Source organism: Pseudomonas sp. 02C 26 (assembly GCF_002843585.1).
GTDB lineage: Bacteria > Pseudomonadota > Gammaproteobacteria > Pseudomonadales > Pseudomonadaceae > Aquipseudomonas > Aquipseudomonas shirazensis.
Map to the genome: position 1 here is coordinate 4,973,028 of NZ_CP025262.1, position 15,965 is coordinate 4,988,992.

The window sequence follows — 15,965 nt, forward strand, 5'->3', positions numbered from 1 at the left end:
CGCTCCGTGCACATGGCCAAACACATACAGCCCCGCGACCCGCCACCTGCCGCTGCGCAAACCCTGCTCGCGCTGTTTCATGCGCAAGGTGAAGTGGCGCGCCTGAGCGAGCGCGAGCAGCTGTTCAGTTCCCTGCTCGAAACCGTCAACGCAGTGCTCTGGGCGTTCGACTGGAAAACCCGCCAGGTGCTCTATGTCAGCCCCGCCTTCGAGCGCATCTTCGGCCGCCAGGTCAGCCGGGTGCTGGCGGACTTCAACGAATGGCGCGACAGCATCTACCCCGACGACCTCGAGTACGCCGAGCGCAGCCTGGCCCAGGTGCTGCTGCAGGGCGCTGTGGAAGACCGCGAGTACCGCATCATCAACGCTGCCGGCGAAATCCGCTGGCTGAGCGACAAGTGCTATATCAACCAGCAGCAGAACGGCGACCGCGTGATCGTGGTCGGCATCGCCGAAGACATCACCGAAAAGAAGCAGCTCGAAGGCGAACTGCAGCGTCTGGCCACCACTGACGTGCTGACCCAAAGCAGCAACCGCCGGCACTTCTTCGAGTGCGCCAACCAAGCCTTTACCGCCGCCCGCGAAGACGGCACGCCGTTGTCGTTTCTGCTGCTCGACATCGATGACTTCAAGCTGATCAACGACACCTACGGCCACCAGCAAGGTGACGAGGTGCTGCAGCACATCGCCGACAGCGGCAAGGCCGTACTGCGCCGCGGCGATGTGTTCGGGCGGATTGGTGGTGAAGAGTTTGCTGCCGTGTTCCCCGGCTGCGAGGCCGAGGTCGCCGAGCAGATCGCCGAACGCCTGCAGCGCGAGATCCAGCGCCTGAGCTTCAGCCATGGTCAGGAACGTTTCGGCGTGACCATCAGCCAGGGCCTGACCAGCCTGCACGACGACGACCTCAGCCTGGACAGCCTGTTCGCCCGTGCTGACGCGGCGATGTATCAGGCCAAGCGTCTGGGCAAGAATCAGATTATTTGTGGCTGACCAGAGCCTTGCGCAGTCCCAACTCCATATCGTCGATCAGTGCTTTGGCCAAACCGCTGAGAATGCGCGCCGCACTCCCCGCCTGCCGGTCATTTTCCATCTCTGCCTCGGTGGTCAGATGGCGGATGCAACCGAGCATGACCGACAACTCCGAGAACGCCTGCTCGAACGGCACATCGCCCTGCACGGCAAACAACGCCAGACATTGATCTTGCGCGCCCTCCTGTAGGAGCGGCCTTGCGTCGCGAAAGGCCCGCGAAGCGGGCCCGGCGATATCAGCGGCGGAGCTGAAATCTGGGGCCGCTACGCGACCCTTTCGCGACACAAGGCCGCTCCTACACAGATCGCAGCACATGCTTTCAGCGTTGGTGGATTGAGTGGGTTCGTCCGTCATGGCGCCACCTGCTTGGCCACGGCGTGGTCGATCAAGGCCCGCATCAGCTGGTTGAGGATATCGACGTTTTCCAGCAGGTAACTGTCGACGCCGATGGGCTCGGTGCCGAGGTAAGCTTCGAGGGTGCGGTTCATGCAGTCCATCAACTTGGAAACCTGGGTGAGAGCCTCTTCGCGGCTCAGGTCGCTGATGACTGAGAAGTAGGAAATTGGGGGGTCGGGGACGATCTTTTTCATAGTCGATTTCCAGTACGTAAACGGAAGCGACCACTCGAACCTTTCTCACGGATTTGGGTGGCAGCCGTACACGGGGTGAGAAAACCGAGGTACTGGAAACCCGGCCAGACCGAAGTCTGCCCGCGCACGGCTGCCGTGAAGCATTGCCTAACAGTACTGGTCGGGTTTCTCACACCCGGTCACCAAACCTGGCGACCCCGTGACGTTATCCCTGAGGCATTTCCCCGACAACAGAGCTGCTTCCGCAAGTCGCGTAGGATAATTCCCAAGCTACCCCGATTAGAAGCATTTGGTTTCAAGTTCGGAAACGTCTTACGCAAACACCCGCAAATCTATCGTGTAGGAGCGGCCTTGTGTCGCGAAAGGGGTGCGCAGCGCCCCCAAAAATTCCAGCTCCGCCGCTGCCATCGCCGGGCCAGCTACGCTGGCCTTTCGCGACACAAGGCCGCTCCTACAAAGGCCTTGCCGCCACTGATATCCGCACCCGACATCACAACGCTCGCAGCCATCACCTCACCGACGCAACTGATCCAGAATCATCAGTTGCTCAACCATATTCACCTTCACCATTTGCTCAAGGTCAGCCTTGCCGCCGATGCACAGCGCCGGCTCGAAGGCATACATTTCGTCCTCGGCAACCATCCCCAACTTGGCAAGTGCGCGCTGGAACAGCGGCTTGCCTTGGTTATCATCAAAGTCCAGGCTGTCACGACTGGTAGAACCGAGGAAAATGCCGAGGCTGCGGTCTGGTTGCGGGTTAGGTTTTCGCAGCTGATTCTTCAGCGCAACGATACCGCCAGCCAAACTAGACACCGTGATCTTGCGCTGATAACGCTCGCCCCAGGCATACAGCGAGCCGAACGCATCCCTGGCGATCACGTGGTAATTGTCGATCTCCGCCAGGCCGCTGCCTTGCAACCACTTATCCAGCGTGGCCTTGTACGCATCCGGGTCTACGATCCAGAACAAGCCATCAGCGAAAGAACACCAGCCTTCTTCGCGCCAGTAGCCCAGCAATGCAGGCGGCAGTTTTGACTGGTATTTGTCGATGCTCGCTGCAGGCACCTCACGACGTGAAGTGGCTTCACCAAGGTTGTCGATCATTGACTGGAAAAACTCATCCCGCACCGGTTAAGCCCCCTTGATCCGTTTGCAGATGACGTACCGGCCGCCACCCATCATTCGTATTTGAAGTCTGCCGCAAACTTGCCGGTCTGCAGATCCAGCTTGATCATGCAGCGTGTCCACGGTTTGCCTTGCTCGAACAAATTGTTGCCAGCGAAATACGCCCGCAACTTTATCAACAAGAGGCGGATGTCGTGATCAACCCGCGCAGGTTCAGGCACGAACCACTGCGGCTCACTCCCCTCGGCCTGATAGTCATAAAACAGCTTGGCGTGGTCGCCGGTCGGCGACAGCTCTACCTCAACAGAAACCCACTGAGCCTGCTGGGGCGCGATCGCCGAGAGTATTTCACCCAAGCCCTGGTAAATTCCCTGATCTGTACTCATAAGCCCCCAGAGTGTTCGCTACGTTTCGACCCACTGCCTGCTGGCAAAGTCCGGATGACTCTTCTCCCTAGTCACCAATTCGACTCTGACAAAGACGGCACCTCACCGTAGTCCGGTCTTCCCTTGCGCGTTTGAGCGCACCTTGCAACCAGGCGTGGACCGGTCCTTACCTATCCTCAGCGCCGAAAAACCTGGTCCAAAGGCCGCGCTTTTGGCTGCTATCCTTGGCCACCACCATCACCTCTGCAGCGGGCTCCAGCAGGTCGCGCGGGTAATGCTCGTGGCCACGGCACAGCGAATCGTCCAGACCGAACGCCTTGACGGCAGCAGCCGCCTCAATACACCAGCGGCCAAAGTAAGCACCACCTGCGAAATTCTCGTCGCCATAACGGTACCAGTAAGGATGCTTGAAGGGCGCTGCTTGCTTCTTAGTCCCCGAACGAGCACCGCTGCCAACTTCGGCATACCAATGCGCGACAAATCCCTGAAGGAGCGCGCCTTGCTGGCCAGGAGGCGCATCGACAGCTGCAAGCAACCGAGCATACGGTTTGGGGTAAAGCAGCACAGTACCGATCCGACGTTGCGGGGACCGGGTAGCGATAACGCGGTCGAGCAAAATGTCCTCGCCCTCATTGTCGATCAGCGCCAACAGACGCAGCCACTGCTCGTCGGGGATATCGAGCGTCAACGCCAAGCCGACGAGCCAGAAACACACAATGTAATGATCGTAGTTGACCGCCCACAGGGTGCGGCTTGTCACCTGCTGCGCAGTCCACTGCTCCGCGCCCAAGTGCTGTGATCGCTCCCAGGCGTCAAGCAAACCCGGAAAGTACCCTGCCAGCTCTGCCACCGGCAGGCCCGCAGAATAGCGACGCAGCATCTGATGCCAATGATCCTGGGCCAACTCGAACAGATACTGGGGCGCATAACTCGGGTCGCCGAATGGACGACTTGCAGTGTCCCAGCCGAGGGTGATGGATTCGTCACCAAAAGCGACCCATTCTGACCAATAGGCTGGATCACCCAACGGCGCGCGCTTGCTCATCATTTGCTCCCTAATAATCTGGAAGTGGCCGTCGGGTCCTTTCGCTTCCAGCCATCACCTCACCGACGCAACTGCTCCAGAATCATCAGGTGCGCATCCATGTTCTACCTAAATCGCCTAGAGCTTGTTTCGACCCAGCTTAAAATTTGATAAAGGTAAAGACCTCTCTGAATAAATTTTCAATGCGCGGAGAAGCGCCGAGGTGGGTAAGCGCTTCGCGGGTGGTAATAGGCATGTCATAAGGTTTGAAACCTCGACGAACAGCGATACCGTATAGAGCGTATTCGTCGCTATCTGAATGTTCCCAATGAGGCACGTAGCCAATCACCTTATAGACCTTAAAAATCTCATCTTGAAAACCCATCAGATCATATAGGTAACTTGGCGCATTATTTAGCGACAATGCTTGAGCGCACCATATGTTGAGCTCATCTTTGCTGATAGCAGTGCAGAACAAACATGCAATCACAAAAGCCAGCAGAACATCATTGAAACCATCAACTTTAATAGCATTCACACCCCACCCCATGGCCTTTAGCCGAAGAAATTTCTGTAGGCCGCCTCAACCTTTATCGAGACTTCATCAGGCTTGAAAGTAAGATTCTCCAATGCAGCCACATCAACAGATAACAAGGGATGAGCAACTGCAGGCGACTTCAACCCGCACTGTTGGCGAACCTTAAAAATTGCAAAAACCTCCAAAGGCAGCAAATCAAATGGTGGGCAGGCGTATGAGCTAGGACCATAGCTTTTTAAGCTCTTTAACGTGCTTACAAGCTGTGCCTGATCAACGTCAATGATTACGTGACCATTTTCGGCTTCGAGCTTCATATACCTCACCTTCATCGCACGTAAAATGTTGTAGCGCTTTGGAGGATCCCCTCTTAGCCGTCCTTAGCTGACCATTGATGATCGCAACGAGGTGGCGGTCGCAACCATCCACACCTGCTTTGTTGACGGAGTCGACAATAACTTCTTCCCCGATTCAACGTCGCAACTCTGGCAAAGACAGCACCTCATCGTACTGTGGCCAATCTTCTCTTGCGCGGTTGAGCACACCTTGCATCAACTCGTCAAATTCAGGCACTGGCTGCTCGGGCGGCAGCTGGTCAAAGGGCGCAGCCATCAGTGGATGATCAATCTGCTGGGGATTGGCCAAGCCTTCCCATTGGCGTAGACGCAGTAAGTAGAGGATTTCTACCGGAACGCGCTCCATGTGCCAATCCTGATTGAAATCGTAGGAGTTCTTCTGGCTGTCTCTGCCGGTCTGCCAGGTGTGGCGGTCACAAGCAGCGAGCAGGCCGGGCAACAAATCCTCGGGGTTGGGAGTGCGCCAGTTGGCCAGAAGAGCTTCGTAAATGGGTTCGTCATACGCATAGGCCGGCCACTGGTGTGAAACATCGCCTACCCAATCGGCAAACACACGCAGCATGAAGGGTTGAGCGCGGCGGTGCTGCTCTTCGTACTCGATAACCAACTGATGTCCGCGATTAAGCGCCGCGTGCGTTAGATAGCCCTGATAAATGACGGCATCCTTCCAGCCCAAAATAGCCATCGCTCCCATCATGTTGGCAGCGGTTTGGATGCTGTAGTTTTGTTGGCGGATATGGTTGCCGGGGTGTTGATCGTACTCGTGCGCCCAAAAATACAATTGCCAAATACCTACTTGATAGTAGCGTATCCAGCGAGCCAATTCTTGCAGCCACTGCGGGTTGCTTGGAGCAGTTGCAAGTACTGTATGAAGACTACCCCGCGCCATTCTTTCCGGGGTAGTAGTTGTCGCATTACTTTTATTCGGAACCATCCTTGAGCCACTAGGCCTTGCATCCTCGCGGGTGACGTATTCACGTATCGCGTTGACATAAAACGTGTCATCCGCATGTGGCCCTCTAGTGACGCGGGCACATACGCTCTTGTAAGAAGGCCATTTTGGATTCACACCCATGCGTTCAATTGCATTCATACTCCCCCCGTGGCCGCGCCAAGCTCAGCGCGCTGCCCCAGCAACTCAGCCGTGGCTGAACTGATGCAAGATCATCAAGTGAACGTTCATGTCCAATTTCTGAAGGTTCTCGATCCGCGCCTGCCCCCCCGCGATCAGCACTGGCACGAATCCGTACATTTCGGATTCACTGAGCGGCCCCAGCGTTTGCACTGCACGCTCGAAAAGATAGTTTTCTTCAATATCTTCGAAATCAAAATCATCAGGCTCGGCCATGGCAAAGAAAACACCTAAACTTCGGTCGGGGTCAGGATTCGGCGTCTGAGCCTCATCCTTCATTGCCAGTACCCAATTATCCACGCAAGAGATGGTGACCTTCCGGTTGTAGCGCTGGCCCCACAGATAGAATGTGCCGAAACCCGTGCGGCCGATCACATGATAATCGTCGATATCTGCCAGCTCGCTTCGCTTGATCCACTCGCGCAACATCGGCGTGTATTCATCCGGATCAACCGTCCAGAAGCGGCCGCCGGCATATCCGGCCCAACCTTCTTGCTGCCAGTAGGTCAGCAAACGATCAGGCAGAACTCCGCGATACTTGTCGATGCTCGAGGGCGGCACCTCACGCCGCGAGGTGGCCTCGCCCATGTTTTCGATGAACAGCTCAAAGTACTCGTCTTTCATGGCGTTGGTCCCCTTAGCATTTCCAGCCGGACGTTCATTCTAGCGTCCCCGGCGCCCTTGGCTAAAGCATCGCTGACAGCGCGGTCGAGTGCGTCGACTCGACTCGGCCAGTTACCGCCAATGGTCGAGTTGACCAGGCCGTTACCCATGGTCGTAGGAATGGGTTGGTGATAACCGCCCACAACCATGTCCGGTTCATGCAATGCCGACATAGTAGAGCGGATCTCTTTGGCCTGCGCTTTGGCAAGCGTCGTCGCCTCTTTGACGCTCATGTTTTTGTTCTTGGCAAGCAGACTTTCGGTGATCTTCGCCGCTATATCTTTCTCGAACGCAGTAGCGACACGTCGTTGAGCATCCTTGGCAACTGGGTTGCGGCTATTTTCCTTGTACGCATCGCGAGCCAGCTTGAATTGGTCCACCGTCATGTTGTTGATCGCTTCCTGCTGAGCCTGAAGCTGCTTGTAGTACTCCTTGAGGAACGACTGCTGCTGGGTAGGCGACATGGCTTTGAAACTATCGCTGGTGAATGGGTTGAACGGCGCTACATCGACAACATCAATCCTGGCCGCTGCCTTGCCCGCGTCTTTGCCGAGCTGCCCGGCATAATCGTTTACGTTTTCCACCGGCTTGCCATTGAAGGAGGTTCCTCCATCGGCGTAGTTCTGATTACCTGCTGGCGTTGATGGTTTGCTGGTCCACTCAGGCACGGCTTTGCCTGCCGCAGCCCCTTCGGTCTTGGCCAACTTGGCAGTGTCGACGGCCATTTTCTCCAGGCTGTCGCGGCCCAGCTTGATGCCCACACTGGCCAGTTTGACGCCGCCTTTGGCAACCCCGCCTACTCCGGTGAGAAGCCCACCAACATCCCATACCAGTTCGCCCATGTCGCGGCCCAACTGTTCGGCGTGCTCATCACCACCGACTGTTAGCGCTTCTTCGATGCGGGCGACCTTGGCTTTGAGGTTTTGTTTGACCTCTTCCGGGTAGCCGGCCAAGGCGCTCGGGTCGTCGATCAGGCCGCCGATGGCCTTCACCGTCTCGATCGGGTGCAGAAGCATCTGCGCCAGCCCCGAGATATCGTCAAATCCGGCCTTGATCAAGCCTTGGCCAACGCCACTCTGGGTCAGCAGGTCCTGCTTCTTGCTGATATAGGCCCACTTGGCCAGCACCTTGAGTTCATCAATGCGCCCTTCAGCTTCTTTGAGCTCTTTGCGTGCCTGCACGTACTGCTGGGTCGCCAGCCAGTTGTTATCCACAGCCCCCGAGGCCGCCGCGGTAGCGGTGGCGGCATCGAGGCTGGTGGTGGCGGCGATGCCGGTGACCAGGCTGACGATGAGGTTGCGCTTGGCTTCGCGCTGGCTTTCAGTTTCGGTCGGGCTGGCTTCGGAGAACAGCCCGGTGAGCAGGCTCGACGCCGCCGCGCCGGCCGCGCCACTGCCGCAGCTCTGGCTGCTGGCGGCCGCACCGGCGCAGGCGAGGATGCCGTGCAGGGCAGCGTGCATCGGCGTGCCTTCGACTAGGGTGCCGTCGGCGACCAGGTCACCGAGGTAACCGGCGCCTTGCTGCTGCACGTAGTTGACGACCATGCCTTGCATGAACGCGCCGTTGCCGGCACTGATGTTGCCGCTTGCTGCGGCAACCAGCGCGGTGGTGATCTGCCGGTAGGTGCCGCCGGCGCCCCAGTTGCCGGCCACGCCATCCGCTTCGTTGCGCAGCCTGATGGCCTGGTCGCGCAGGGCCTGACTGAGCTCGGCGTCGCTGGTTTCGAGGGCCTTGGCATCGGCTGCATCGGCCGCGTTGCGCTTGGCGTCGACTTCCTTGGCCTTATTTGCGAGCAGGGTGCCGGCCTCGTTGGCAAAGGCGTTGACGATCTCGAAGCCGGCGCGGATCTGCTCTTCGTCGAAGATCGGCTTGAGCGCGTTGGTGTTGTCGCGGTCACTGGAGACATCGCGATTGAGCCCGGCGAGGGTCTCGTCGACGCTCTGGCCGGTGCGCTCGCGCTGGGCAGCGGCGTCGGTGATGAGGATGCTGCCGCCACTGATGCCGCTGCGGGTCACGCTGCTGGCGCTGTCGCTGGCACTGATGGCAATCGGCAGGCTGGCGCCGATCTGTTTGTCGTTGGTGGGGATCTCGGTGCCGGGGGTAATCGCGCCGCCGGTCTGCACCTTGCCGTCCTGGGACTTGCCGATCTCGCTGTAGCCGCCGCCGATGCTGAAGGTGCTGGCGTCGTACTCGGCTTTGTTGCGGATGTCGCTGGTGGTCAGGCTGGCGGTTTCGAGGCGGTTCTTGCCGTCAGCCACAGCCTTGTCGCTGCTGGCGATGACCGCGCCTTTGAGGTCGGTGTTGCCGCCGACGCGGATGTCGAAGCCGCCGTCGCCGGCCTTGATCCCGGACTGCTCGGTAACGCTGGCGAAGTCCGAGTCCATGTCGGTGCCGCCGAGGTTGGCGCTGCCGCCGCTGACCGTGCTCATGCCGTAGCAGAACGGCGGGATGCACAGGCTGATGCCGACGCCCATGCTCTTCTCGTCGACCTTGAAGGTGTCGGTGTCTTGCAGGCTCTCGATGTTGAGGTCGCCGCCAACGTCTGCCAGCACCTGACGGCCACTGACCACGGCGCCGCGCAGGTTGGTGTCACCGCCGGAGACCAGCGTGGTGGTGTTGCCTGCGGCGATCTGGGTGTTGGTGTGGGTCAGGGTGTCGCCATCGGCGTCGCCGCGGTTGCCGCTGACGCCCAGGTCGAGGGTGAAGCCGTTGCGCGAGCCGCCCAGCGACAGGCCGATGCCGACGCTGGCGCTCATGCCTTTGCTGTCGCTGTCCTGCTTGCTGGTGTTCTGCGCGGCGAGCAGGTCGATGTTGCCGTCGGCGGCGAGGGTGGCGTTGTTGCCGGCGCGCACCTCGCTGCCCTGGACGAGAATGTTGCTGTCACTGCCCGCGCCAGTGGCGCGCAGGCGCACGTCGTTGCCGGCAATGATGGTCGAGCCGGCAGCGGCGTCGCTTTGCTGCACGGTGGTGCTCTGTTGCTGCTTGGTGCCCAGCGACAGGCTGATGTTGATCCCGCCGGCAGCGCCTGGGTCCTGGGCGACTGCAGTGGCGGCGTTATTGACCGCCAGTGCGGTGGTGGCCGCGGCCAGCGCCTGCATGCGGCCGTCTTCGGTCTTGCTCGACGCCTGCTGCATCTGCTGGGTGGTCTGGATCGCGCTGATCACCGGGTTGGTGATGGTCACGGTGAAGCCGGTCTGCTTGAACAGCGTCTCGCGGGTGCGCTCGCTGGTCTCGCGGGCTTCGGTGATGGCGATCTGTTGAGCGAGGATGTCGACGTCGCCTTTCGGCGCGACCACATCACTGCCGACCTGGCGGTACTGGCGCCCGGCTTCGATCATGACATCGCCTTCGGTGCTGCCGATGGTGCTGGCGCGGGCGGTTTCACGGGTGGTGAGGTCTTTGACGCTCTGCTGCTGGGTACCCATGGTCAGGGCGATGCCGCCGCCGCTGAACAGGCCGCTCTTTTTCTCCGACTTGTCGTGGCGTTCGCTGCTGCTTTCGGTGGCCGCTTCGATGTTCACATCGCGCTCGGCGACCAGCACCGTCTGCTGGGTCGAGACCACGTCGCTGCCGCGCACGCTGATATCGCGGCCGGCCTGCAGGTAGGTCTGCTCGCCGCTCAAGGTGGTGCCGCTGGCCTGGGTCTGGCTGACGGTGTCGCGCAAGGTGGTGGTCTTGCTCGACAGCATGCCGTTGCTGCCCTTGAACTTGTGCGCTTCGTCGGCGAACTGGTACTGCTCGGCGGCCGTCAGGTTGATGTCGCGGCGCGCTTCGGCAAGGACCATGCCTTGGTCGCTGGTGACCGTGGCGCCGCGGGCGTTGAGGTCCTGGCCGGCGGTGATGCGCAGGTCACCGTTGGTTTGCACGGTGCTGCCGACTTCGCCGCGGCTGGCTTCGTTGCGCCAGTTGCTGGCATCCCAGCGGATCGCCTGCTGCGAACTTTCGCTGACGGTGCCGAGGTTGACGTCGCGCCCGGCCTGCAACTGGGTAGCGCCGCCCTGGCCGGCGTTGACCACCTGGCTGCCTTGCAGGTTGAGGTCATTGCCGGCGGCGACTTTCATGCTGCCGCCATCACCGCTGACAAACAGCCCGGCGACCCGCGACAGGTTACTGCGGGTGCCTTGCTCGCTGCTGCTGTCGCGGCTCAGCGAGCGGCTGTTGATGTCCTGCCCGGCGTCGATGGCGAGGCTGTCGGTGGCGCCGATCAGGCCGCCGAGGTTGTTCAGGTTGTCGCGGGTCTGCAGGGCGACGTTGTTGCCCTGGATGCGGCCACCGAGGTTGTCGATGTTCTGCGCGGTCAGCGCGACCACGCTGCGCCCGCCGAGGCTGCCGCTGTTGATCAGGTCGCCAGACAGGTCGAGCTTGAGCTGCTGGCCGGCGATCAGCGCGCCATTGCCGTTGATGTCGCCCTCTTGCACGCGCACGTAGACCTGCGGCACCAGTACCTTGCGCGATTCGCCGTTGGCCAGGGTGACGTTGCGCTCGACCAGCCAGACGATGTCGCTGGTCAGCTGGGCCATCTGCTCGGCGCTCAAAGCAACACCCGGCACCAGGTTCCAGTCGCTGGCCAGGGTCACGGCGTTGTCGATCAGGGCGCGGTACTGCGCTTCGTCGTTGGCAAAGCCGTCGAGGAAGCGCCGGCCGGTGAGCTGGGCGATCTGCTCGCGGATCAGCTTCTGCTCGTAGAAGCCGTCGCCAAGGCGTTGCTGCGTCTGCGCCGGGTCGAACTGCAGGCGCTCGAGCATGTAGTCCGACGACAGCCATTTGCGGTAGCTGGTAAAGCGCGCGTCGGTCTCGATCAGGTAGTTACTGGTGCCTGCGGGGTTGGTCTGGAACAGGCTGTTGTTGGGCAGCGCCAGGTTCAGGCCGCCGGTGCGCACCTGGTCGGCAATGCCCTGGCCGTCGTTGAGCTTGACCTCAACTACGGCGCCGACTCGGTACTGCTCGCCGACCTCGGCGTTGACTGCACCCACCGTAGCCACCTGCTGGCCGACCTGGAGCAGCTCGCGACCGCTCAGCTGAGTGCCGCTGCCGTTGACCACGGCGTACTGGCCGTACTCGGTGGGGGTCAGGTCGATGTCCTGGATCAGCGGCGCCGGGCGGTAATCGGTGATTCTGCGGCCCTGGCTGTCACGGCCCTTGCGCTGGATGCGGTAGAAGTTGGTCGCGGTGCCGGCATCGGTGGTCACCCGCTGGCCGTCCACCTCGGTGTTGATCACTTGCGCGGCGCCGGCCTGGAGCAAGCCACCGGCCAGAATCCGGCTCTTGTCGTTGAGTACGCTGTCGCCGCTGAAGGTCAGGTTGCCGCCGGCCAGAATCTGCCCAGGCGCTGAGCTGGCGATACGGGTTTCGACCACGCTGCGGGTGTAGTCGTAGCGATTGAAGTTGTCGCGCACGCCATCCGGGGCAACCAGATGATCGACTTCGTCGCGGTAGACCGAGACCTGATCAGGGCGGTAGCGGTTGGGCGAGCCGGTGATCTGGAATTCCTGCAACTGCTCGCGGCTGACTTCTACGTCGACGGTGCTGAAGTGTTCGTTGGTGTTGCGCAGCTCGCGGATGTTCAGGCTCATGGCGCCCAGCGATTCGACCGTGGCGCTGGCGTTGGCCAGCAGGTCAGCGCGGCCGCTGGCCTGATCGTTACCATCCAGCGTGCCGCCGATGGCGAGGTCGCCGGCACTGAAGATCAGCGCCTGCTCGCGGTTGTCGATACGCTGGCTGCCGATGTCCAGCCGCTCACGGGCGGCGATGACCGCCGCCGGGCCTGCTTCGTCGAGGTTGGCCAGGGTGCGGCTGGCGATGGCCAGACGGTCGCCGTAAATGCGCCCGGTGCCAAGGTTGAACAGCTCATCGGCTTGCAGGCGCACCTGCTGACCGTCGATCAGGCCGCGGTTGTGCAGTTGGCCGTTGACCCGCAGGTCGACCTGGGTGGCGGCCATTTCGCCGCTGGCGGCGTTGTCCAGCGCCTGGCCGCGCACGATCAGCGCTTGCCCGGCGAGCAGTTTGCCGCTGTTGTACAGGGCCCCGCCGATATCGATATCGACCTTGCCGTTGGCTTGCACCTGGCCGCCGAGGCTGAGGTTGCCCTGCTGGCGCAGGATCAGGTCACCGAGGCTGAGCAGGCGGCCACTGCCGCTGAAGTACGCCGCATTGAGCGACAGCAGGCTGCCGCCGAGCAAGGTGCCACTGCCGTTGTCGACGGCCAGGCGGTTCTGCGCCGGGTCGCGATCGGCCAGGCGCAATTCGCTGCCAGCCGAGATCAGGCCGGCGTCGTTGTACAGCGCCTGGGCCAGGCCGAGGTCGATGCCGGCGTCAGCGCGCAGGGCGCCTTGCTGGTTTTCCAGAGTGTCCGCGCGCAGCAGCAGCGACTGGCCTTCGATGCCTTGCTCGTTGCCCTGGCTGGTGCGGTTGTCGAGCTGCGCGGTGGTCAGTCGGGTTTGCCCAGCGCTGCGCAGCAGGCCGCCGCGGTTGTCGATGCGCTCGTTCTGTTCAACGATCAACGCACCTTTGGCCTGCACCTTGCCGCCCTGGTTGTCGAGGCGGTTACCGAGCAACTGCACCTGGCTTTCGCCGGCGATCTGGCCCTGATTGTTGAGGGTGGTGGCTGCCAGCAGCAGGTTGCCCTTGGCGCCGATAAAGCCCTGCTGGTTATCCAGTTGCGCGCTGCGCAGCTCGACTTCGGCCTGGCCGACGATGCCTCTGTCAGCGCCCGAGGCGCTGTTGTGCAGGGCGGCGCTGCCGGTGTCGACGAACAGCCGGCCACCGGCCTGGATCAGCCCGCCGCTGTTGTGCAGCTCGCCGCTGCGCAGGTCGAGCCTGGCCTGTGCATCGAGGGTGCCGCCGTCGTTGTTGACGCTTTGCCCACGGCTGTCGAGCAGCAGCTCGCGGCCACTGATCACGCCCTGGCTGTTGTTCAGGCCAAGCGCGCCGAGTTGAATATCGCCAGCCGCTTCGAGGCGCCCGCTCTGGTTCTGCAGCTGACCGTTGCTGACTTCGACGAACAGCCCGGCCTCGACCGAGCCGAGGGTGCCGCCGCTGTTGTCGAGCTGGCCGGCAATCACTTGCATGGCCTGGGTCGCGGCGAGGGTGCCGGCGATGTTGCTGAGGCTGTCGGCGTTCAGGTTGAGGGTATTGCCAGCGCTGAGCGTGCCGCCGTCGTTGAGCACTTCGCCGGCAGTGACGGTCATGGCGCCGCCAGCAGCCAGGGTGCCGCCACGGTTGTCCAGGCGCTGCGCGTCGCGCACTTGCAGAGTGCCGCCGTGGGTGGCGATCACGGTGCCGCCGCTGGTGTCCAGGTCACGGCTGTCGAGCAACACTTGCCGGCCTTGGGTCTGGCCGTTGGCAAGCTGGGCCTTTTGCGCGCTGATCTGCAGGGCGCCATTACTGGCCAGGGTGCCGCCGTTACCGTCGATTTCGCTGGCGCGGACGTCGAGTTTGCCGCTACCAGCGTGCTCGACCTTGCCTTTGCGGTTGGCCAGGGTGCCTGCGTCGAGGCTGAGCTCGCGGGCGTTGCTGGCGATGCGGCCGTCGCTGTTGTCGAGCTGGCCGGCGACTTTGATGAGGCTTGCTGCGGTGCCGGTCTGGACCAGTTCACCGCCGTTGTTCGAGAGCTTGTCGGCGTTGACCTGCAGGTTGCCGACATTGACCTTGGCGCTGTCGCTGCGCACGGTTGCGCTGGCTTTGGCGTCGAGGCGGCCAGCGCTGTCGATGGTGCTCGAGCTGAGGTCAAGGTCGCCGTTGTTGGCGGTCAGGTTGAGGTTGCCGGCGTAGCTGCGGCTGTGGCTGAGGTCGACCGTATCGCCTTGCAGATCAAGGGCGCCGCTGGCGTGGTTCTGGCCGTGGGCGGCAATCTGCTTAGCCTTGACCGTGAGCGTGGCGTTGCCGCTGGAGGTACCTTGGGCGTCAACGCCGGCTGCCAGCAGCGAGTCGCGGCTGCTGTCGAGTTTGGCCGCGTCGATGTTCAGATTGCCCTGAGCGGCCAGCTCGCCGGTGTTGGTGACCGTGCCCTGGCTGCTGGCGTGCAGGTCGCCTTTGGCGTACAGGCTGCCGCTGTTGTCCACTGCCGTGGCACTGGCCACGCGGGTCGCCCCAGCACTGCTGATGGCGCCCTGGTTGAGCAGCTTGCCGTCGGCGCTGATCACCACGTCACCGGCCATGGCGCCGATCTGCCCGGCGTTGCGTACGCCAACCCCGGCCTCGGTACCGACCAGCTTGATCTTGCCGGCGTACATGCCGCCCAGCTCGGCGACGTCGATGGCCACCTCGGGCTGGGCGCTGTCGTCCTTGGCCAGGGCGGTGGCCTGGGTATTGTCGGCGTTGACCTGATTACGCCCGGTGGTGACCTTGAGGTCGTTGGCCCAGATCCCGGCGTTGACCTCGACGCTGCGCGCGATCAGGTCGGTGTAGTCGCTGTCGCGGGCATCCAGGCCCTTGCCGGTAATGCTCAGGGTGCCGCCTTCGACGCGGTAGCCGGTGATGCGGCCGTTCTCCATCTGCGCGCGGCCGGTGGTCAGGGTCGAGCGGTCGGCATTGATGAAGCCGCAGCCGTCACAGGTGATCCCGGCCGGGTTGGCGATGACCACTTCGGCGCGCTGGCCGGCGACTTCGACGTAGCCACGCAACTGGCTCGGGTTGCTCGAATTGACTTCGTTGAGGATGACCTTGGCACTGCCCCGGCCAAGGTACGGGTTGCCCTCGATCCAGCCGCCCAACTGGGTTTTGCTGTTGCCGACCGCGTTGTTGAGGATCGCGCCACGGCCGTCGACGTCGAACTGGCTGTAGTTGTTGCGCGACACCCCGCCGGCGCTCGGCGCGCGGATGTTGACCTGCGGCGTGCCGTTGGCGCTGTTGATCACCATCGGCTGCTGCCCGCTGGGCGCGCCACGGTCGGCGACGATGCCAGCGGCCCAGGCCGGGGCCACGCTGAGGCTGATCAGCCCAAGCGCGCCCATCAGGGCGTAGCGCAGGCCGTTGAGGCTGGCGACGCAGGGCTTGGCCACCACGCCGCTGCCACTGCTGACGCCGGGCGCCTTGCCGGCGCTGCTGACGGTTTCGGCGACGACCATGAGCAGGCCGCGCGCCTTGTTGAAGATGATGCGATACAGATGCTTGTTCATTGCAAATC

Annotated in this window: 11 protein-coding genes; 1 reads left to right on the top strand and 10 read right to left on the bottom strand. The window is 62.0% G+C overall.

The features are described 5' to 3' along the window. Positions 1-12 precede the first annotated feature (12 nt). The gene (locus tag CXQ80_RS22735) at positions 13-990 is read left to right on the top strand and encodes a sensor domain-containing diguanylate cyclase (protein ID WP_101322581.1); all 978 of its coding nucleotides are present in this window, start codon (positions 13-15) and stop codon (positions 988-990) included. Here the strand turns inward: CXQ80_RS22735 and CXQ80_RS22740 are convergent. The 10 genes from CXQ80_RS22740 to CXQ80_RS22785 all read right to left on the bottom strand — a co-directional run bounded on the left by CXQ80_RS22740 (position 977) and on the right by CXQ80_RS22785 (position 15,957). Further along, positions 977-1,192 carry a DUF3077 domain-containing protein gene (locus CXQ80_RS22740; protein WP_101323134.1) on the bottom strand — a complete coding sequence of 72 codons (216 nt, stop codon included), beginning with the start codon at positions 1,190-1,192 and terminating at the stop codon, positions 977-979. The two genes, CXQ80_RS22735 and CXQ80_RS22740, sit on opposite strands and share 14 nt — an antisense overlap. A 188-nt stretch (positions 1,193-1,380) precedes the next feature. Further along, complete coding sequence (locus tag CXQ80_RS22745; RefSeq protein ID WP_101322582.1) at positions 1,381-1,620, bottom strand: hypothetical protein; 240 nt, start codon at positions 1,618-1,620, stop codon at positions 1,381-1,383. 513 nt (positions 1,621-2,133) lie between these two features. After that, on the bottom strand, positions 2,134-2,724 hold the full coding sequence (locus CXQ80_RS22750) for a GAD-like domain-containing protein (protein ID WP_101322583.1): 591 nt from the start codon (positions 2,722-2,724) through the stop codon (positions 2,134-2,136). A 74-nt stretch (positions 2,725-2,798) separates the two neighbouring features. After that, positions 2,799-3,101 (bottom strand): hypothetical protein, encoded by a 303-nt coding sequence (locus CXQ80_RS22755; RefSeq protein WP_101322584.1) that lies wholly within the window; start codon positions 3,099-3,101, stop codon positions 2,799-2,801. A gap of 196 nt (positions 3,102-3,297) precedes the next feature. Beyond that, positions 3,298-4,176: a PoNe immunity protein domain-containing protein gene (locus tag CXQ80_RS22760; RefSeq protein WP_101322585.1), complete on the bottom strand. Its 879-nt coding sequence runs from the start codon at positions 4,174-4,176 to the stop codon at positions 3,298-3,300. Between the two features lie 139 nt (positions 4,177-4,315). Next, positions 4,316-4,693: a hypothetical protein gene (locus CXQ80_RS22765; RefSeq protein WP_256585618.1), complete on the bottom strand. Its 378-nt coding sequence runs from the start codon at positions 4,691-4,693 to the stop codon at positions 4,316-4,318. A gap of 17 nt (positions 4,694-4,710) precedes the next feature. Next, a complete protein-coding gene (locus tag CXQ80_RS24880) occupies positions 4,711-5,007 on the bottom strand; it encodes a hypothetical protein (RefSeq protein ID WP_178080803.1) in 297 nt (98 codons plus the stop codon). 154 nt (positions 5,008-5,161) lie between these two features. Next, entirely contained in the window at positions 5,162-5,827 is a 666-nt protein-coding gene (locus CXQ80_RS22775; RefSeq protein WP_101322586.1) for a hypothetical protein, read from the bottom strand. Between the two features lie 357 nt (positions 5,828-6,184). Next, a complete protein-coding gene (locus CXQ80_RS22780; RefSeq protein ID WP_101322587.1) occupies positions 6,185-6,802 on the bottom strand; it encodes a GAD-like domain-containing protein in 618 nt (205 codons plus the stop codon). Then, a complete protein-coding gene (locus CXQ80_RS22785) occupies positions 6,799-15,957 on the bottom strand; it encodes a hemagglutinin repeat-containing protein (protein ID WP_101322588.1) in 9,159 nt (3,052 codons plus the stop codon). Before CXQ80_RS22785 ends, CXQ80_RS22780 begins: the two co-directional genes overlap by 4 nt. Between the last annotated feature and the right edge of the window lie 8 nt (positions 15,958-15,965).